The sequence below is a fragment of the Rhizobacter sp. genome, from assembly GCA_019635355.1.
Lineage (GTDB): Bacteria > Pseudomonadota > Gammaproteobacteria > Burkholderiales > Burkholderiaceae_C > Rhizobacter.
The window spans coordinates 1,823,104-1,840,755 of record JAHBZQ010000001.1 but is presented as its reverse complement, the minus strand read 5'-3'; the positions used below and the strand labels follow the sequence as shown (position 1 = coordinate 1,840,755).

Annotated in this window: 15 protein-coding genes; 9 read left to right on the top strand and 6 right to left on the bottom strand. The window is 68.0% G+C overall.

The genetic code is table 11. The features are described from left to right. The 4 genes from KF892_08145 (at position 1) to KF892_08130 (ending at position 4,720) form a co-directional block, all read left to right on the top strand. Complete coding sequence (locus tag KF892_08145; protein MBX3624966.1) at positions 1-780, top strand: spermidine synthase; 780 nt, start codon at positions 1-3, stop codon at positions 778-780. Continuing rightward, on the top strand, positions 777-2,588 hold the full coding sequence (locus KF892_08140; protein MBX3624965.1) for a type II/IV secretion system protein: 1,812 nt from the start codon (positions 777-779) through the stop codon (positions 2,586-2,588). Before KF892_08145 ends, KF892_08140 begins: the two co-directional genes overlap by 4 nt. Positions 2,589-2,712: 124 nt before the next feature. Next, on the top strand, positions 2,713-3,177 hold the full coding sequence (locus KF892_08135) for a tripartite tricarboxylate transporter TctB family protein (protein ID MBX3624964.1): 465 nt from the start codon (positions 2,713-2,715) through the stop codon (positions 3,175-3,177). A gap of 37 nt (positions 3,178-3,214) precedes the next feature. Continuing rightward, positions 3,215-4,720, top strand: coding sequence for a tripartite tricarboxylate transporter permease (locus KF892_08130; protein ID MBX3624963.1), 1,506 nt, complete (start codon positions 3,215-3,217; stop codon positions 4,718-4,720). Between the two features lie 48 nt (positions 4,721-4,768). Here KF892_08130 and KF892_08125 read toward each other — a convergent pair whose 3' ends face one another. Next, positions 4,769-7,183, bottom strand: a complete 2,415-nt coding sequence (locus KF892_08125; GenBank protein MBX3624962.1) for a response regulator — start codon at positions 7,181-7,183, stop codon at positions 4,769-4,771. A 143-nt stretch (positions 7,184-7,326) separates the two neighbouring features. On the opposite strand from KF892_08125, the gene KF892_08120 reads away from it, so the two are divergent. The 3 genes from KF892_08120 to KF892_08110 all read left to right on the top strand — a co-directional run bounded on the left by KF892_08120 (position 7,327) and on the right by KF892_08110 (position 10,779). Then, a complete protein-coding gene (locus KF892_08120) occupies positions 7,327-8,949 on the top strand; it encodes a gamma-glutamyltransferase family protein (GenBank protein ID MBX3624961.1) in 1,623 nt (540 codons plus the stop codon). Between the two features lie 2 nt (positions 8,950-8,951). Further along, positions 8,952-9,863, top strand: a complete 912-nt coding sequence (locus tag KF892_08115) for a DMT family transporter (protein MBX3624960.1) — start codon at positions 8,952-8,954, stop codon at positions 9,861-9,863. A gap of 136 nt (positions 9,864-9,999) precedes the next feature. Further along, the gene (locus tag KF892_08110) at positions 10,000-10,779 is read left to right on the top strand and encodes an SDR family oxidoreductase (GenBank protein MBX3624959.1); all 780 of its coding nucleotides are present in this window, start codon (positions 10,000-10,002) and stop codon (positions 10,777-10,779) included. 43 nt (positions 10,780-10,822) lie between these two features. Here KF892_08110 and KF892_08105 read toward each other — a convergent pair whose 3' ends face one another. Further along, complete coding sequence (locus KF892_08105) at positions 10,823-11,740, bottom strand: DMT family transporter (GenBank protein MBX3624958.1); 918 nt, start codon at positions 11,738-11,740, stop codon at positions 10,823-10,825. Positions 11,741-11,890: 150 nt separating this feature from the next. Between KF892_08105 and KF892_08100 the strand changes: the two genes are divergently transcribed. Continuing rightward, a complete protein-coding gene (locus KF892_08100) occupies positions 11,891-12,301 on the top strand; it encodes a BLUF domain-containing protein (GenBank protein MBX3624957.1) in 411 nt (136 codons plus the stop codon). Here the strand turns inward: KF892_08100 and KF892_08095 are convergent. Beyond that, positions 12,298-13,005, bottom strand: a complete 708-nt coding sequence (locus tag KF892_08095) for a response regulator transcription factor (GenBank protein MBX3624956.1) — start codon at positions 13,003-13,005, stop codon at positions 12,298-12,300. The two genes, KF892_08100 and KF892_08095, sit on opposite strands and share 4 nt — an antisense overlap. 183 nt (positions 13,006-13,188) lie before the next feature. Between KF892_08095 and KF892_08090 the strand changes: the two genes are divergently transcribed. Then, entirely contained in the window at positions 13,189-14,754 is a 1,566-nt protein-coding gene (locus tag KF892_08090; GenBank protein ID MBX3624955.1) for an MCP four helix bundle domain-containing protein, read from the top strand. Between the two features lie 10 nt (positions 14,755-14,764). Here KF892_08090 and KF892_08085 read toward each other — a convergent pair whose 3' ends face one another. The 3 genes from KF892_08085 to KF892_08075 form a co-directional block, all read right to left on the bottom strand. Then, the gene (locus tag KF892_08085; protein MBX3624954.1) at positions 14,765-15,604 is read right to left on the bottom strand and encodes an EAL domain-containing protein; all 840 of its coding nucleotides are present in this window, start codon (positions 15,602-15,604) and stop codon (positions 14,765-14,767) included. A gap of 113 nt (positions 15,605-15,717) precedes the next feature. Further along, positions 15,718-16,824, bottom strand: coding sequence for a BMP family ABC transporter substrate-binding protein (locus KF892_08080; GenBank protein ID MBX3624953.1), 1,107 nt, complete (start codon positions 16,822-16,824; stop codon positions 15,718-15,720). Between the two features lie 136 nt (positions 16,825-16,960). Beyond that, on the bottom strand, positions 16,961-17,581 hold the full coding sequence (locus KF892_08075; GenBank protein ID MBX3624952.1) for a serine acetyltransferase: 621 nt from the start codon (positions 17,579-17,581) through the stop codon (positions 16,961-16,963). Positions 17,582-17,652 lie beyond the last annotated feature (71 nt).

Sequence of the window (17,652 nt, the reverse complement as noted above, 5' to 3'; positions counted from 1 at the left end):
ATGAAGAAGAACACCAAAGCGCAACCCGACATGGCCCCGGCCACGATCTCCGAATTCGAAGGCGTGCGCTACCTGCACCTCGGCACGCCCTGGGTGCAGGGCGCGATGCGCGTGCGCAAGCCCCATGCGCTGGAGCTCGAATACGTCCAGCGCATGATGGTCTGGCTGCTGTTTCGCAACCCGGCCTACGTGAACAAGGCGCATGCGGTGCAGCTCGGCTTGGGGTCGGCTGCGATCACGCGTTTCTGCCACCGCAACCTGCGCATGAAGACGACTGCGGTCGAACTCAACCCGACCGTGATCACGGCCTGCCGCATGTGGTTCAACCTGCCGGCCGACGACAAGAAGCTCACCGTGCTCAACCAGGACGCGGCCGACTACGTGGCCGACCCGGCGCACATCGGCACCGCCGACGTGCTCAACGTCGACCTCTACGACCACGATGCCGCGAGCCCCGTGCTCGACGACCAGGCGTTCTACGACGCCTGCCACCGCCTGCTGGCCGACGAAGGCGTGATGACGGTCAACCTCTTCGGGCGCGATGCGAGCTTCGAGCGCAGCGCCGCGCGCATCGCGCAGGCCTTCGGCGCCGACCAGGTGCTCAGCCTGCGGCCCACGAAAGAGGGCAACACCGTCGTGGTGGGCCTCAAGGGCATGGCCCTGCCCGAGCGCGACGTGCTTGCCGCACGAGCGGAAACCATTGAAACTCGGACCGCATTGCCGGCCCGCAAGTGGCTGCGCATGATGCGCGCACTGCCTTCGACAGACGACCCGACATGAGCACTGCTCCCACCCAGACCGCCAAGCCCACCAAGCCCGTGAAACCCGTGTCGCACCCGGCGGGCCGGCTCGACTGGCGGCGCCTGCTGCGCTGGCTGCACGAAGACGGTGTCATCAGCTCGGCGATGCACGAGCAGACGGCGCAGCGCTTCGCCGCGGGCGACAGCGTGCAGCACCCGCTGGTGCGCCTGGCCAATGCGCAGCTGCTGCACGCCAAGAGCGGCAAGCCGCTCGACCTCGACCTGCTCACCGAGTGGCTGGCCGGCCACATCGGCATGCCCTATGTGCGCATCGACCCGCTGAAGGTCGACGTGGGCCGGGTGTCCGACGTGATGTCGATCACCTACGCCGAGCGGCGCCGCGCGCTGCCGCTGCAGTTTGGCTTGAACGAAGTGACGGTCGCGACCAGCGAGCCTTTCGACCTCGCCTGGGTGCCCGAGATCGAAGCGCACACCAAGAAGTCGCTCAAGCTGGTGGTGGCCAACCCCAGCGACATCGCCAAGTTCACGACCGAGTTCTACACGCTGCAGCGCTCGGTGCGCGCGGCCATCAAGACCGGCGAGACCTCGGCCGCGGCGAGCTTCGAGCAGCTCGTGGAGCTCGGCAAGACCAACAAGCAGCTCGACGCCAACGACCAGGGCGTGGTGCAGGTGGTCGACTGGCTGTGGCAATACGCCTTCGACCAGCGCGCGAGCGACATCCACCTCGAGCCGCGCCGCGAGCTCTCCGTGATCCGCTTCCGCATCGACGGGGTGATGCACACCGTCTACCAGCTGCCGCCGGGCGTGATGAACGCGATGGTCGCGCGCATCAAGCTGCTCGGCCGCATGGACGTGGTGGAAAAGCGCCGCCCGCTCGACGGCCGCATCAAGACGCGCAACCCGCAGGGCGACGAAGTGGAAATGCGTCTGTCGACCATTCCCACCGCCTTCGGCGAGAAGCTCGTGATGCGGATCTTCGACCCCGACACCACGGTGAAGAACCTCGATGCGCTCGGCTTCGGCACGCACGATGCGCAGCGCTGGGAGCAGCTCGTCTCTCGCCCGCACGGCATCATCCTCGTGACCGGCCCCACCGGCTCGGGCAAGACGACCACGCTCTACTCCACGCTGCGCCGCCTCGCCACCGACGAGGTCAACGTCTGCACCGTCGAAGACCCGATCGAAATGATCCAGCCCGCGCTCAACCAGACGCAGGTGCAGCCGGCGATCGACCTCAACTTCTCCGAAGGCCTGCGAGCGCTCATGCGGCAGGACCCGGACATCATCATGGTCGGCGAAATCCGCGACCTCGAGACCGCCGAGATGGCGATCCAGGCGGCGCTCACCGGCCACCTCGTCTTCAGCACGCTGCACACCAACGACTCGGCCTCGGCCATCACGCGCCTCACCGACCTGGGCGTGCCGCCCTACCTGATCGGCGCCACGGTGATCGGGGTGCTGGCGCAGCGGCTGGTGCGCACCTTGTGCGCGAGCTGCAAACAGCCCGACCCTCACACAACCCCCGAGGCCATCGACGAAGTCATCAAGCCCTGGCGCATCAACGGGCGTGTGTCGGCCTACAAGCCGGTGGGCTGCCTCGAGTGCCGCATGACGGGCTTCCGCGGCCGGGCTGGCCTCTACGAGCTGCTGAGCGTGAGCGAAGCGGCCGGCGCCTTTATCCACCCGACCCCCGACATCTCCAAGCTGCGCAAGCAGTCTTTGACCGAAGGCCTGCGGCCCCTGCGCCTGGCCGGTGCGATGAAGGTGGCCGAAGGCGTCACCACGCTCGAAGAAGTGCTCCGCTCCACGCCTGCGTGGGAGGCGTGAGCGGGGTGGCGTGAGGCGGGGCGTTCCATCCTGCGAGACGCCTCTCCGGTACGTGTAAACCACACACGGCCCGCAAGGTCTTGCTGCCTAGAATTCCGCGACTCATCTGTCGAGGAGCAAGCCCTTGAAAATCAAAAGCGAACGGGACTTCTGGTCCGGTCTCATGTTCCTCGTGGTCGGCATCGTGTTTGCCGTCGGGGCCACCAACTACAGCATGGGCACGTCGGCCCGTCCGGGGCCGGGTTACTTCCCGCTGCTGCTGAGCATCATCCTCGCCATCCTCGGCGCGATCGTGCTCTTCAAGAGCCTCACCATCGAGACCGAAGGCGGCGACCCCATCGGCAAGATCGCGTGGCGCCCACTGCTCATCACCGTCGGCTCGATCGTGCTCTTCGGCGTGCTGCTGCCGCGACTGGGCATGATCATCACAATCCCCATCCTCATCATCGCGGTGAGCTTCGCGGGCGACGAATTCAAGTGGCGCGGCGTGCTCATCGCCGCGGCCGTGTTGACCTTCTTCTCGTGGGTGATCTTCGTGTGGGGTCTGAAGCTCACGATTCCGATGTGGCCTTCGTTCCTCGGGTCTTGAGACTCCGTCAGACGCACTACTACAAATCGAGACGACCATGGAACTGATCAACAACCTGATGCTGGGTTTCGGCGTGGCCTTCACGCTGCAGAACCTGGCCTATGCCTTCTTCGGTTGCATCCTGGGCACGCTGATCGGCGTGCTGCCGGGCCTCGGCCCGGTGGCGACCATCGCGATGCTGCTGCCGTCGATCTACGCGCTCGACGCCACGCCCGCGCTCATCATGCTGGCCGGCATCTACTACGGCGCTCAGTACGGTGGCTCGACCACCGCCATCCTGATCAATGTGCCGGGCGAATCGTCGTCGGTCGTGACCGCGATCGACGGCTACCAGATGGCCCGCCAGGGCCGTGCCGGCTCTGCGTTGGCGGCGGCGGGCCTGGGCTCGTTCTTCGCCGGTTGCGTGGGCACGGTGATCATCGCGGCCTTTGCGCCCCCGCTCACCGAGCTGGCCTTCAAGTTCGGCCCGCAGGAATACTTCTCGCTGATGGTGCTGGGCCTCATCGGCGCGGTGGTGCTGGCCTCGGGCTCGCTGCTCAAGGCCATCTCGATGATCATCCTCGGCCTCACGATGGCGCAGATCAACACCGACGTGATCTCGGGCACCGCGCGCTACAGCTTCGACATCCCCGAGCTGACCGACGGCATCGGCTTCGTCGTGATCGCAATGGGTCTTTTCGGCTTCGGCGAAATCATCGCCAACCTCGGCCAGCCGGCCGAGCACCGCGAGGTGTTCACCAAGGAAGTGAAGGGCCTGTGGCCCACGCGTGAAGACTTCAAGCAGGCCTGGCCTTCGGTGCTGCGCGGCACGGCGCTCGGCTCGGTGCTGGGTGTGCTGCCGGGCGGTGGTGCGCTGCTCTCGTCGTTTGCCGCCTATACGCTCGAGAAGAAGATCGCCGGCGACACCGGCCGCTTCGGCAAGGGCGACATCCGCGGTGTGGCCGGCCCCGAGTCGGCCAACAACGCCGGCGCACAGACTTCCTTCATCCCGATGCTCACGCTGGGCATCCCGCCCAATGCGGTGATGGCGCTGATGGTGGGCGCGATGACGATCAAGGGCATCCAGCCCGGCCCGCAGGTGATGACCAGCAACCCGCAGCTCTTCTGGGGCCTGATCGCTTCCATGTGGATCGGCAACCTGATGCTGGTGGTGCTCAACCTGCCGCTGATCGGCATCTGGATCAAGCTGCTGACGGTGCCTTACCGCTTCCTGTTCCCCGCGATCACGCTCTTCTGCTGCATCGGGGTCTACACCCTCAACAACAACAACTTCGACGTCTACATGACGGCGATCTTCGCGGTGATCGGCTACCTCTTCTACAAGCTGAGCTGCGAGGGCGCACCGTTGCTGCTGGGCTTCATCCTCGGGCCGATGATGGAAGAGAACCTGCGGCGAGCGCTGCTGCTCTCGCGCGGCGACTGGAGCACCTTCGTCGTGCGCCCGCTGTCGGCCGGCTTGCTGATCGCCGCGGTGCTGCTGGTGGTGATCGTGATGCTGCCGTCGATCAAGAAGAAGCGCGAAGAGGCCTTCGTCGAAGACTGACCGGGTGCGGCCCGCGGCGTACCCGGCCGCGGTGCGGTCTGCCAGGTATCACGCCGCGGCAGAGCCGCACTTCTCGAGCACGGCCCGAAGCTGGCCGCTCAGCTCTTCCAGCGTGTTTTGCTTCTGCACGATGGCGACCACCCCGCGCAGCTCGGCTTCGATCTGCAGGTCGTCGCTGACGTAACCCGAGCTCAAGATCACCGGCAGGTCGGGGTGGATGCGCTGAGCCTGTGCCGCCAGGTCGAGGCCCGACAGCTCGGGCATGTTGTAGTCGGTCACCAGCACGTCGTAGGCCTGCGGATGGGCCCGCAGCGCTGCCAGGGCCGCCGTCGGGCTGCGGTACGAGCTCACGCGGTAGCCGTCGCGCTCGAGCAGGCGCACCACCATCAGCTCCATGAGTTCGTCGTCGTCGACGTACAGCACGTGCTGGCCGGCCCCGGTGGGCGCCCCCGCGGCGGCTTGCACCTGCTCGTCGTTGCCGACCTCTGCCGGTGGCAGGGCGGGAAAGTAGACGTGGAAGGTGCTGCCCGCGCCCGGGCGGCTGTCGACCGTGATGGCGCCGTGGTGCGCCCGCACGATGCCGTGCACGACCGACAGGCCGAGCCCCGTGCCTTCGCCTGCCGGCTTGGTGGTGTAGAAGGGTTCGAAGATGTGCTCGAGTGCGGCCGGCTCGATGCCCACGCCGTCGTCGGCGACGGCCAGGTGCAGGTAGTCGCCGGCCGGCAAGCCGCACCGGCTTGCGGCGGCCTGCGCGTCGAGCTGCAGTTCGTCGAGCGTCACGGTGATGGTGCCGTGGCGCGCGCCCATCGCCTGCCAGGCGTTGGTGCACAGGTTCATCACCACTTGCTCGACCTGCGTGCCGTCGGCCAGCACGTGCCGCGCGACGGGCGCGAGCCGCAGTTCGAGTGTCACGCCCGCGGGCAGGGTGGAGCGCAGCAGGCTCACGCACTCTTCCACCAGCGGTTGCAGCGGCTGGCGTTGCAGCTCCTGTGGCTGCCGCCGGCTGAAGGTGAGGATCTGCCGCACCAGCTCGCGTGCACGCCGGCCGGCTTTTTCGGCGTGGACCAGCGCCGCGTCAGCGCGGGCGGTCTCGCCGTGCTGCAGGTCTTTGCGAGCCATCGACAGGTTGCCCAGCAGCGAACCCAGCACGTTGTTGAAGTCGTGCGCAATGCCGCCGGCCAGGGTGCCGATGGCTTCCATCTTCTGTGTCTCGCGCAGGCGCAGCTCCAGCGCGCGGCGTGCATCGGCGGCCTCGCGCTGCTCGGTCACGTCGAAGGCGACGCCGTCCCAGAGCACGCGGCCGTCGTCGAGCCGGCGCGGGGCGGAGTAGAGGTGCACCCAGCGCCATTGGCCGTCGGCGCGGCGCAGCCGCACGGTGAGGTCGAAGACCCGCAGCTCGCGCGCCGAGCGGGCCTCGGCGGCGCTGACCTCGCGCCTGTCGTCGGGGTGGAGCTGGTTGTAGAGCAGGCTGCTGTCGCGCAGCACGTCTGCGGCGTGCAGCCCGTTCTGCTGCTCGACCGACTCGCTCACGTGGGTGAAGCACATGCGGCCATCGGGCTCGCGCACCACCTGGTAGACCACGCAGTTGGGCAGGTTGTTGCTGAGCGAGCGCAGCCGCAGCTCGCTCTCGCGGGCACGCTGCTCCGAGGTCTTCAGCCCGTCATACGGCGTGCGGATGCTGGCGTGGAAGGTGGCCATGTACAGCAGGGCGTAGCTCGCCACCTTGTAGACATGGCCGAAGACGTTCTGGAAGTCGCTGGGCGTGCGGTAGCGCGTGAACGCCAGCTCGCCCATGCCCATGAGAAAGCACGACAGGGCGAAAAGGTAGTAGCGCCCTTGGCCGGTGCGCGCTCCTCGGTGCCACATCGCCAGGCCCACCGCGAGGTTGCCCGCCATGAGCATGTATTCGTAGCCGGCCTTGAACGAGGTCACCCCCTGGCCCTGCACGAAGGTCGACGGAAACAGCTCGAGCCGGTAGCTGCCGATGGCCACGATCACCGCCGCCACGCCCGCGCCGACCGCCAGCGCCACCGTGCGCGGCACGGCCAGGCCCACGCCGAGGGCGATCAGCGCGAAGGTCGTCACCTCGGCCGTGCGACCCATCAGCCAGAAGAAGATGGCGCGCGGCGTGCTGCTGCGCGCCAGGAAGAGCGGCATGCCTTCGTAGGTGAGGGCATGCACCAAGTCGCACACGCCCACCACGAGGAAGCCGGCGAGCATCAGCTTGGCCTGCGCCACCTCGCGGGGCGAACCGAAGGCATGCCAGGAAATCACCACGATGAGCGTGGCGATGATGACGGCGAACAGCTCCAGCAGCAGGTGCACCGTCAGCATGCTGGTGTGGGGGTTGGTCCACACGTCGAAGGGTGGTGCGTACATGAGCACCAGCAAGCCCAGGGCCGCCGCTCCCGTCGCGACGAGGCAGCGCGCCTTGAGGCGCCCAAGGTCGGTGTTGTTGTTCATCGCCTGTCCGTCTCCCGCATCAGGCTCGCAGTGGCATCGTGCTGCCGGTATGCTGGTGCAGTTGAGCAGTCAACATCCCGGATGTCAAACGCCGCCGTCAACCCGACCGTGCGTTGACGACAGCACGCGACCGAGGCCCCACCATGACCCACCCCACCTTTGACTGGACCACCGGCTACCCCACCCAGCGCCTGCCCGTCTTCGGGCGCAACGTCGTCTCGACCTCGCACCCGGCCGCGGCGCAAGCCGGCCTGCGCATGCTGATGAACGGCGGCAACGCGGTCGACGCCGCCATCGCGGCGGCGGCGGCCATGACCATCGTCGAGCCGGTGAGCAACGGGCTCGGCTCCGATTCGTTCTGCATCCTCTGGGACGGGCAGCAGCTGCACGGCCTCAACGCCTCGGGCCGCGCCCCGCAGGCCTGGACGCGCGACTACTTCAAGGCCAAGTACGGCGACGACGCGAAGAGCCCGCCCCAGCGCGGCTGGGACAGCGTCACCGTGCCCGGGGCGGTGGCTTCGTGGGTGGCCTTGAGCGAGCGCTTCGGCAAGCTGCCCTTCGGCGAACTGCTCGAGCCTGCCATCGAGCTCGCCGAGCGCGGTTATGCGGTGCCGGTCGTGGTGCAGCAGAAGTGGGCCGCGGCCACGCCGCTGCTGGCCGAGCTGCCGGGCTTCGCGCAGAGCTTCATGCCGCGCGGCCGTGCGCCCGAGGTGGGCGAGTTGTTCCGCTTCCCCGGTGCGGCGAAGTCGCTGCGCCTCATCGCGCAGAGCAAGGGCGCGGCGTATTACGGCGGCGAGATCGCCGAAGCCGCGGCGCGCCATGCGCGCGAGCACGGCGGCTCGATCACCGTGGAAGACTTCGCCGGCTACAAGCCCGAGTGGGTCACGCCCATCGGCAAGACCTATGGCAGCCACACGCTGCACGAGATCCCGCCCAACGGGCAGGGCATCGCGGCGCTCATCGCGCTCGGCATCCTCTCGCACTTCGACCTCAGCTCGATGAAGGTCGACGGGGTGGACTCGCAGCACCTGCAGATCGAAGCGATGAAGCTCGCCTTCGCCGACGTCTACCGCTACGTGGCCGAACCGGCCAGCATGGAGGTCACGGCCGAGCAGCTGCTCGACGATGCGTACCTCGCTTCGCGCGCCAAGCTCATCGACATGAAGCGCGCACAGGATTTCGGCGCCGGCAATCCGGTGAAAGGCGGCACCATCTACCTCACCGCCGCCGACGAGCGCGGCATGATGGTCAGCTTCATCCAGAGCAACTTCCAGGGTTTCGGCTCGGGCGTGGTGGTGCCGGAGTACGGCCTGTCGATGCAGAACCGCGGCCATGCCTTCAGCCTCGATGCGAAGAGCCCCAACGTGGTGTCGCCGGGCAAGCGGCCCTTCCACACCATCATCCCCGCCTTCCTCACCAAAGACGGCCAGCCGGTGATGAGCTTCGGCGTGATGGGCGCCAACATGCAGCCGCAAGGCCACATGCAGACGCTCGTGCGCATGCTCGACTACCGCCAGCACCCCCAGGCCGCGTGTGACGCGCCGCGCTGGCGCTTCAACGCGGGCCTGGAGATCAACGTCGAGAGCGCGATGAACCCGGCCACGGTGCAAGGCCTCGCCGAGCGCGGGCACCAGATGGAGGTCATCAACGACTCCTACCAGGACTTCGGTGCCGGCCAGTTCATCTGGCGCCTGGGCGACCCCGCCGTCGAAGGCTATGTGGCCGCGAGCGACCCGCGGCGCGATGGGCAGGCGGTGGTGTACTGAGCATGTCCTCCGGTTCGCTTGCGGCCGGCATGCCGCAGAAGGCCCTGTGGCCGGGCTTCGTGTTCGCCGCGCTCGGCGCCATCGCGTTCTCGGGCAAGGCCATCATCGTGAAGCTGGCGTACCGCTACGGGGTGGATGCGGTCACGCTCATCATGTACCGCATGCTGTTCGCGCTGCCGATGTTCCTGCTGCTGTCGTGGTGGTCGGGGCGCGGCAAGGCCCCGCTCACGCGGCGCGACTGGCTGGCCGTCACCGGCCTCGGCTTCAGCGGCTACTACCTCGCGAGCTTTCTCGACTTCGCGGGCCTGCAGTACATCACCGCGAGCCTCGAGCGGCTCATCCTGTACCTCAACCCGACGCTGGTGCTCTTTCTCGGCGTGCTGCTCTTCAAGCAGAAGGTCACGCGGCGGCAGCTCGTCTCGCTCGCGGTGAGCTACTGCGGCGTGCTGCTCGTGTTCGGCCACGAGGTCACGCTCCTGGGCAGCAACGTGGCGCTGGGTGCTGCGCTCGTGTTCGGCAGCATGGTGAGTTATGCGCTCTACCTCGTCTACAGCGGCGAGGAGGTCAAGCGTCTCGGGGCACTGCGCCTCACCGGCCTGGCGACTTCGATCGCCTGCGTGCTGTGCATCGCGCAGTTCTTCATCCTTCGGCCGGTGAGTGCGATGGCGGTGGCGCCCGAGGTGATCTGGCTCAGCGTGCTCAACGCGGTGGCCTGCACCTTCTGCCCGGTGTTGCTGGTGATGCTGGCCATTGAGCGCATCGGCGCCTCGATGGCCACGCAGGTGGGCATGTTCGGGCCGCTGTCGACCATCCTGATGGGCGTCGTCATCCTCGGCGAGCCCTTCACGATGTGGATCGCGGCCGGCACGGTTTTGGTTCTCGCGGGCATCTGGTTGCTCGCCAAATGGAGATGAATCGGCCCCCCAGTCGCTTCGCTCCTGCCCCCGAGGGGCGCCACCCATCGGGTCGGCAAAGCCGGACCCTTGGGCGTGGCTTGATCTGCGCCTGGCTTCGCCGGCGATCGTGTTGTTCCGTTTGAGGAGATGAGTGATGGATCTTGGAATCGAAGGCAAGTGGGCGCTGGTGTGTGCGGCCAGCAAGGGGCTGGGCAAAGGCTGTGCGCAGGCGCTGGTGAAGGAGGGCGTGAACGTGGTCATCACCGCGCGTGGCGCCGAGGCGCTGGAGGCGACGGCCACCGAGTTGCGTGCGCTCAAGGGCGGCGAGGTGCGCACGGTCGCGGGCGACATCACCACGCCCGAAGGCCGCGCCGCCGCATTGGCCGCCTGCCCGCAGGTCGACATCCTCGTCAACAACGCCGGTGGCCCGCCGCCCGGCGATTTCCGCGAGTGGGACCGCGACGCCTGGATCAAGGCCCTCGATGCCAACATGCTCACGCCCATCGAGCTGATGAAGGCGGTGGTCGACCCGATGATGTCGCGCGGTTTCGGTCGCATCGTCAACATCACCTCGGCGGCGGTGAAGGCGCCGATCGACATCCTCGGTTTGTCGAACGGGGCGCGGTCCGGTCTCACCGGCTTCACGGCGGGTCTGGCACGCAAGACGGTGGCCAAGGGCGTGACGATCAATGGGCTGCTGCCGGGGCCCTTCGACACCGATCGTTTGCGCGTGACGATGGCAGGCGCTGCAAAGGCCGGTGGCGTGAGCATCGACGCGATCGCCGATCAGCGGCGCAAGCAGAACCCTTCTGGACGCTTCGGTACGCCGGAAGAGTTCGGCGCGATGTGTGCGTTCCTCTGCAGCGTGCATGGAGGCTTCATCACGGGGCAGAACATCTTGATGGACGGCGGTGCTTACCCCGGGACGTTCTAGCGGCCGATGCGCGAGGCGCACTGCACTTCGGAAGAGGTGTGTCTCAGCGCCGCGAATTCACCACGATCCCCGCCCCGATCAACACGAACGCCGCCACGTGATACCACCGCGGCGGCTCTCCCAGCCACAACGCCGACATCACCGCCGCAAACACCGGCGTGAGGTTGCTGAAGAACGCCGCAACAGCCGGCCCCACGGTCGAGACGCCTTCGCCCCAGAAGCGATAGGCGAGTAGCGAAGGCCCGATCGCCACATAGGCCAGCGCGAGCACCACCATCGGCGACCAGTGGATCTGCGCCGGGCTCACCACGGCTTCGACGCCCGCGGCGCCCGCGGCCCACATCGTGCCGAAGATCATCTGCACCACCAGCAGCTCGGCCCAGCCCCAGTCGGGCCGCGCCTCGCCGCGCATGTGGGCAGGCGGGCGTGCGAGCAGCCAGCTGTACCAGGCCCAGAGCGCGACGGCCACGAGCATCAGCAAGTCGCCGGGCAGCAGGTGCAGGTCGAGCAGCACCTTGAGGTCGCCACGTGAGATCACGAGCGCCACGCCAGCGAGAGAGAGCAGCGCGCCTGCGATCTGCTGGCGCGTGGGGTGTTCGCGGTAGAAGAGGATGCCGAAGAGCAGCATCCACAGCGGCATGCTCGAGAGGATGAGCGTGACGTTGATCGGCGTAGACGTTTGCAGCGCCAGGTACTGCAGCGAGTTGTAGGTGCCCACGCCGAGGATGCCGATGAGCGCGAGGTAGGGCCAGCGTTCGCGGATGTCCCGCGGCCGCCGCCACAGCCGGGTGGCAAACGGCAGCAGCAGCACGAGGGCAATCGCCCAGCGGATCGCGCTCAGCGCCATCGGCGGCACGGTGCCCACGAGCGCTCGGCCGACGACGGCGTTGCCGGCCCACAGCAGCGGCGGCAGGGTGAGGTAGAAGGCGATGCGGGGAGTGATGGGGTGCTGCGATGACATCCCGGGAGTGTCTCAGGGCTGCGCGTTCAAGGTGCGCCGAGCTTTCGGCCGTGGAAATGGCCCGGTTTGGCAGGGCAGTTCGACCTGTCGGTGCCGCGCATGACCCGCTACGCTTGCGGCTCTGCGCAGCGCCCCGGCTGAGCCCGACCCATGCCCACCTCCGATTCGCCCAGCCTCTCGCAAGTCTTCTACGTCAGCCGCTCGCTCGCCACGCCGACCGACGTCGACAGGATTCTTCGCTGCGCGCGCGAGCAAAACAGCCGGCGTGGCGTCACGGGTTCGTTGCTCTTCACCGGCGGCCACTTCGCGCAGGTGCTCGAGGGCACGCCAGAAGCGGTGGCCGAGACGATGGACGTGATCGGCGCCGACCCGCGCCACGAAGCGTTGAAGCGTCTCGTCGAAGGTGATCTGCCGCAGCGCCGCTTCGCAGCCTGGAGCATGGCATTCGCCGAAGCGCCAGGTGCCGACGATCTCATCGAGCAACTGCTCGCATCGCCTGAGGTACCGCCCGAGCGGGCGCAGCGCCTGTTGGCACGGATGTTCGAGGCCGAACGCCGCTAGCCCCGCACGAGCGGCGCACGAAACTCGTAGCCCACTCGCGCCACGGCGTGCACGGGCACGAACGCCTGGCCCGCCTGTTCGATCCGCTTTCGCAGGCGGTACAGCGTGGCATGCAGGGCGTTTTCCGTTCCGACGTGAGCAGCCTCGCGGCCCCACAGGCGCTCGACCAGCACCCGTCGCTCCACCTTGCCACCCCCGGCGTCGGCGAAGCAGCCCACGATCGCCAGGTCGCTCTCGCTCAGCGGAATCTGCGTGCCATCCGGCGCGAGCAACGCACCGCGCTCTTCCAGCAAGGTCCACGGGCGTGACGCACTCGCCGAGGTGGGCACCGCCTGCTGCAGCCGGCGACGCACCGCCGCCACGCCCGCCACCAGGTGGTCGGCAGGGGCGTCGGCTGGCAACACCATGTCGGCACCTGAGTCGAGCGCTTGCACCAGCTCGCCCCGCACGTCGTCGGCCAGGGCCACGATGCCGGCCGCGGTGCGCCGGCGCATGAGCCGGATCAGGTCGATGCCGCGCACGCCGCGCTGTGCCAGCGCGACCACATAGAAATCGAAGTCATAGGCGCCCGGCGACAGCAGGAAGTCGTCGCTGTCTTCGAAGCGCGTGACCGCATCCGCCAGCGCGCGGGGCACGCGGGTGGCTTGGCCGATCCAGGCCAGGGTGCTGCGAGGGGAGTGGGCGGAAGGGGCCAAAGGCTTCACGGAAGGAGCGCTTGCGAGCCCGCAGCATACGTCAGTTGTGATGATCTATTCCATCGATCAGGAGGATCAATCGCCAATCTCGGCTTTCCCGTGAGCGAGGTCACGATCCATCAGTTATGACGTATATGTAAATCAGTTCTGATCAGATATCGTCACCTCACTTTTTCTCCGAGAGATGACACCATGAACTCCAACCCCCTGACCGTGCGCGCCAAACTGGGCCTGGCGTTCGGTGGCCTGGCCACCTTTGTCCTGCTGATTTCCGGGTTGTCGTTGAAGGCCCTGGGCGACTCCAACGCCCGCTTCACGGGCTATGTCGAAGGCATCGATGCGCGGGCGCGGCTCGCCGCGCAGGTTCGCAGCGCCGTCGACCGGCGTGCCATTGCGGCCCGCAACCTGGTGCTGGTGACGAAGCCCGCCGATCTGGCCGAAGAAAAAGCCTCGGTCAGCCGGGCACACGACGACGTGCAGGCGAGCCTGGCCGAGCTGGCGCGCTTGGCCTCGGCCGGAAGCGACGCATCGGCCAAGGCGAGCGGCCTGATCGCCGAGATCGCGCGCCTGGAGCGGGCTTACGGCCCGGTGGCCCTGGCCATCGTGGACCTCGCGCTGGACCGGAAGACCGAGCAGGCCACCGCCAAGATGAACGACGAGTGCCGCCCGCTGCTGGCGGCGCTGATCAAGGCGACGGTCGACTACGACGACTACACGCAGGCGCAGGCCCGTCGCCTCACCCAGGAGGCCGCCGAGCAGTACTCGGCCCAGCGCACGATGCTCCTGCTGGGGTGCGTGATGGCCTTCGTGGCCGCGGCGGTCGCCGGCTTGCTCATCACCCGCAGCCTCACGCGTGCGCTCGGGGCCGAGCCGGCCGAGCTCGGCCTGGCCGCGCAGCGCGTGGCCAGCGGTGACCTGAGCCCCATCGCCCTGGCGGAGCGCGCCCCGCGCGGCAGTGTGCTGGCCTCGCTGGTCACCATGCAGGCAAGCCTCGCGCGCATCGTGGGCCAGGTGCGCAGCGCCTCCGATTCGATCGCCACCGGCTCCGCCGAGATCGCCGCCGGCAATGCCGACCTGAGCCAGCGCACCGAAGAGCAGGCGAGCAACCTGCAGCAGACCGCGGCCTCGATGGAGCAGCTCACCGGCACCGTCAAGCACAACGCCGAGACCGCCCGGCAGGCCAACCAGCTGGCCAGCCAGGCCTCGGCCGCCGCCACGCAAGGCGGCGCCGCGGTGGGGCAGGTCGTCGAGACCATGCACGACATCGCCAACGCGTCGAAGAAGATCGCCGACATCATCGGCGTGATCGATGGCATCGCCTTCCAGACCAACATCCTCGCGCTCAACGCGGCGGTGGAAGCGGCACGGGCCGGCGAGCAGGGCCGTGGCTTTGCGGTGGTGGCGAGCGAAGTGCGTGCCTTGGCGCAGCGGTCTGCCAGTGCCGCCAAGGAGATCAAGACCTTGATTGGCGCCAGCGTCGAGAAGGTCGAGGCGGGCTCACGCCAGGTCAACGATGCGGGCCAGTCGATGGGCGCCATCGTGGCCCAGATCCGGCATGTGAGCCAGTTCATCGAAGAGATCTCGCGTGCCACCCTCGAGCAGACGACGGGCATCGGCCAGGTGGGCGACGCCGTCAGCCAGCTCGACCAGGTGACGCAGCAGAACGCCGCCCTCGTGGAGCAAAGCGCCGCCGCCGCCGAGAGCCTGAGCCATCAGGCCGCGCGCATGGCCGAGGTGGTGGGCGTCTTCAAGCTCTGAGCCTGCGGGCTCAGCGCGGGCGGATCGGCGGCCAGTGAATGCTGTCGGTCTGCCCGCAATGTTCGAACAGGGGCTTGGCGAAGAGGTAGCCCTGCATGAGCTTCACGCCCATGTCTTGCAGGCAGAGGGACTCGTCGACGGTCTCGACGCCTTCGGCCAGCAGCCGGATGCCGAGCTCTTCGCAGATGCGCGCCACACCGCGCACGATGGCCCGGCGAGCCGGCCGTTGATCGATGCCGCGCACCAGGTCCATGTCGAGCTTGATGATGTCGGGCTGATAGTCGGCCAGCAGGTTGAGGCCGGCATAACCGGCGCCGAAGTCGTCGATGGCCGTCAGGAAACCGATGCGCTTGTACTCGCGAAGGATCTCGGCGAGCCACTTCCCGTCGCTCACGCGCTCGCCCTCGACCGTCTCGAAGATGATGCGCTCGAGCGGGAAGCCGTGCTGGCGTGCCGCCGCCAGCGTGGCGCGGATGCACAGCTCGGGCCGGTAGATCGCGTTGGGCATGAAGTTGATCGACAGATGCGTCTGCATGTTCAGCAGCGCAGCGGTCTTGATTGCCTTGGTGCGGCAGGCCTGGTCGAAGCGATAGCGGTTGGCCTCGTTGACTTGCGACAGCACGCTCGCGGCGCCCTCGCCGGCGGGGCCGCGCACCAGGGCTTCATGCGCAAAGATCTGCCGCGCCTCGATGTCGACGATGGGCTGGTAGGCGAAGCTGAACTGGAAGCCCAGACGCTCGCCGGTGCTGCAGTCGGCGCAGGCTCGGGGCTCCTCCTCCAGCGGCACGAAATCGGAGGCCAGTGCCTTCTGGATCGGGATCGTCGGGGAGGGGTTGCTGCCTGTGCTCATGTGTGTGCCGCGGGAACGCCCGGGCACCCCCGGCCCAAGGGCGAGGTGGCCCGCTCAGAACGTTTTCGGCACCGCGCCGGCAAACTTGAACGCGGCCCCACCGCGCCGCGGCCTCAGGGCTTGGGCAGGCTGCCCACGACACCCTGCACGAACCAGTTCATGCTCGAGAGCGCCGCGTCGTCCATCACACCGGCGGCTTGGCGCACGTCGCCGTGGTTGTCGATCAACTTGCCCGAGAAGGGGTGGAAGCGGCCCGCCACGATGTCGGCCTCGCGCTTCCTGACAAGCGCAGCCACGTCCGCCGGCACCGAGGGCGAGAAGGGCGCCAGCGCGATGAAGCCGTCTTTCATGCCGCCCCATACCGGCTTGGCCTGCCAGGTGCCCTTGCGCACGGCCTCGGCCACGCGCGTGTAGTACGCGCCCCACTGGTGGGTGATGGCGGTGAGCTGTGCGTCGGGGGCGTGGCGGCTCATGTCGCTCTGGTAGGCGATCACGCGCACGCCCTTGCTTGCGAAGTGCGCCTGGGCGGTCTGCGGCACGGCGGGCGAGCCGCTGTGGTTGGTCAGCACGTCGGCGCCCTGGTTGATGAGCGAAGTGGCGGCTTCGCGCTCGCGCGGCGGGTCGAACCAGGTGTTGAGCCACACCACCTTGACCTGCGCCTTGGGGTTGGCGGCACGCATGCCGAGTGCAAAGGCGTTGATGCCTTGCACCACCTCGGGCACCGGGAAGCCGGCCACGTAGCCGGCGATGCCGCTCTTGCTCGTCTTGCCGGCGAGCAGGCCGGCGAGGTAGCGGGCTTCGTAGAAACGGGCGTTGTAGGTGTTGAGGTTCTTCGCGGTCTTGAAGCCGCCGGCGTGTTCGAACACCACGTCGGGGTGGTCGGCGGCCACGCGCAGGGCGGGCTCGAGGTAGCCGAAGCTCGTGGCGAAGATGAGCTTGTGGCCCTGGGCCACGAGGTCGCGCATCACCCGCTCGGAGTCGGCGCCTTCGGCCACGGCCTCGACGGCGGTGGTGCTCACCTGTGGGCCGAGCGCCTTTTCCATCGCGAGGCGGCCGAGGTTGTGCTGGTAGGTCCAGCCGGCGTCGCCGATCGGGCTCACGTAGACGAAGCCGACCTTCAGGGGGCGGGTCGTCTGCGCGGTGGCGGGGAGCGAGGTGGTGGTGGCTGCAACGGCAGCGAGCATCGCGGCCATGAGGCCGCGGGCGAGGTTTTGAAGCATGGTGTTCCTCTACATGGCCCCGGGACTGAAAGCAGAACCGCCTGCGGGGGCACGCAGGCGGCTGGGAGGGCGAATTGTCGCAGACCCGTCCCGGGCTGCGCTCCGCGGGCCCGGTGTGACCGGGCCGTGTCAGGGATCAGAGGTGCGAGTCGGCGCCGAGCGACGTGCGGGCCACGGCGGCCAGAGGCCGCACCTTGGCTTCGGCTGCAGCGCGCGCGGCGGCGCGGCTCTTGGCCAGCTCGCCTTCCTGCTCGCGGGGCACGCGCGGCTGGATCTTGGCCGGCACGCCCACAGCGATGGAGTTCGACGGCACGTCGGTGATGACCACCGCGTTGGCGCCGATCAGCACGTTGTCGCCGATGGTGATGGCGCCCAGGATCTTCGCCCCGGCGCCGATGTCGACGTTGCTGCCGATCACCGGTGCCACGGGCTCTTCGGTGTGGCGCAGGCCCACGCACACGTCGTGGCGCAGGCGGCAGTTGTCACCGAACTTGGCATAACCGCTGACGATGATGCCGCCGAAGTGGTCGATGACGAAGTTGCGGCCGACCTCCACTTCACACGGCAGGTCGATGCCGGTGAGGATCTGCACGAACTTGTAGGCGATCTTGTAGAGCAGCGACAGCGGCTTGCGGATCACGGCCGGCTTGATGCCGTAGCGCCAGCGCCCGAAGCGGTAGACGAGCATGACCCAGAAACCCTGCTCCCACCAGCGGCCCCGGTAATTGCGCAGGTCTGCGCGGATGTGTTCGAACATGGTGGCGAAGGTTAGGGCCGCCCGATGACAGCCGTCTGTAGGACGGCGCCTCCTTCTTCACGGGGCGCCCT

Excerpts from the sequence above, each read along its gene's own strand:
- KF892_08120 (MBX3624961.1), top strand. The coding sequence starts at position 7,327 with ATGACCCACCCCACCTTTGACTGGACCACCGGCTACCCCACCCAGCGC.
- KF892_08075 (MBX3624952.1), bottom strand. The coding sequence starts at position 17,581 with ATGTTCGAACACATCCGCGCAGACCTGCGCAATTACCGGGGCCGCTGG.
- KF892_08105 (MBX3624958.1), bottom strand. The coding sequence starts at position 11,740 with ATGTCATCGCAGCACCCCATCACTCCCCGCATCGCCTTCTACCTCACC.
- KF892_08115 (MBX3624960.1), top strand. The coding sequence starts at position 8,952 with ATGTCCTCCGGTTCGCTTGCGGCCGGCATGCCGCAGAAGGCCCTGTGG.
- KF892_08130 (MBX3624963.1), top strand. The coding sequence starts at position 3,215 with ATGGAACTGATCAACAACCTGATGCTGGGTTTCGGCGTGGCCTTCACG.
- KF892_08140 (MBX3624965.1), top strand. The coding sequence starts at position 777 with ATGAGCACTGCTCCCACCCAGACCGCCAAGCCCACCAAGCCCGTGAAA.
- KF892_08100 (MBX3624957.1), top strand. The coding sequence starts at position 11,891 with ATGCCCACCTCCGATTCGCCCAGCCTCTCGCAAGTCTTCTACGTCAGC.
- KF892_08110 (MBX3624959.1), top strand. The coding sequence starts at position 10,000 with ATGGATCTTGGAATCGAAGGCAAGTGGGCGCTGGTGTGTGCGGCCAGC.
- KF892_08085 (MBX3624954.1), bottom strand. The coding sequence starts at position 15,604 with ATGAGCACAGGCAGCAACCCCTCCCCGACGATCCCGATCCAGAAGGCA.
- KF892_08080 (MBX3624953.1), bottom strand. The coding sequence starts at position 16,824 with ATGCTTCAAAACCTCGCCCGCGGCCTCATGGCCGCGATGCTCGCTGCC.
- KF892_08090 (MBX3624955.1), top strand. The coding sequence starts at position 13,189 with ATGAACTCCAACCCCCTGACCGTGCGCGCCAAACTGGGCCTGGCGTTC.
- KF892_08145 (MBX3624966.1), top strand. The coding sequence starts at position 1 with ATGAAGAAGAACACCAAAGCGCAACCCGACATGGCCCCGGCCACGATC.
- KF892_08125 (MBX3624962.1), bottom strand. The coding sequence starts at position 7,183 with ATGAACAACAACACCGACCTTGGGCGCCTCAAGGCGCGCTGCCTCGTC.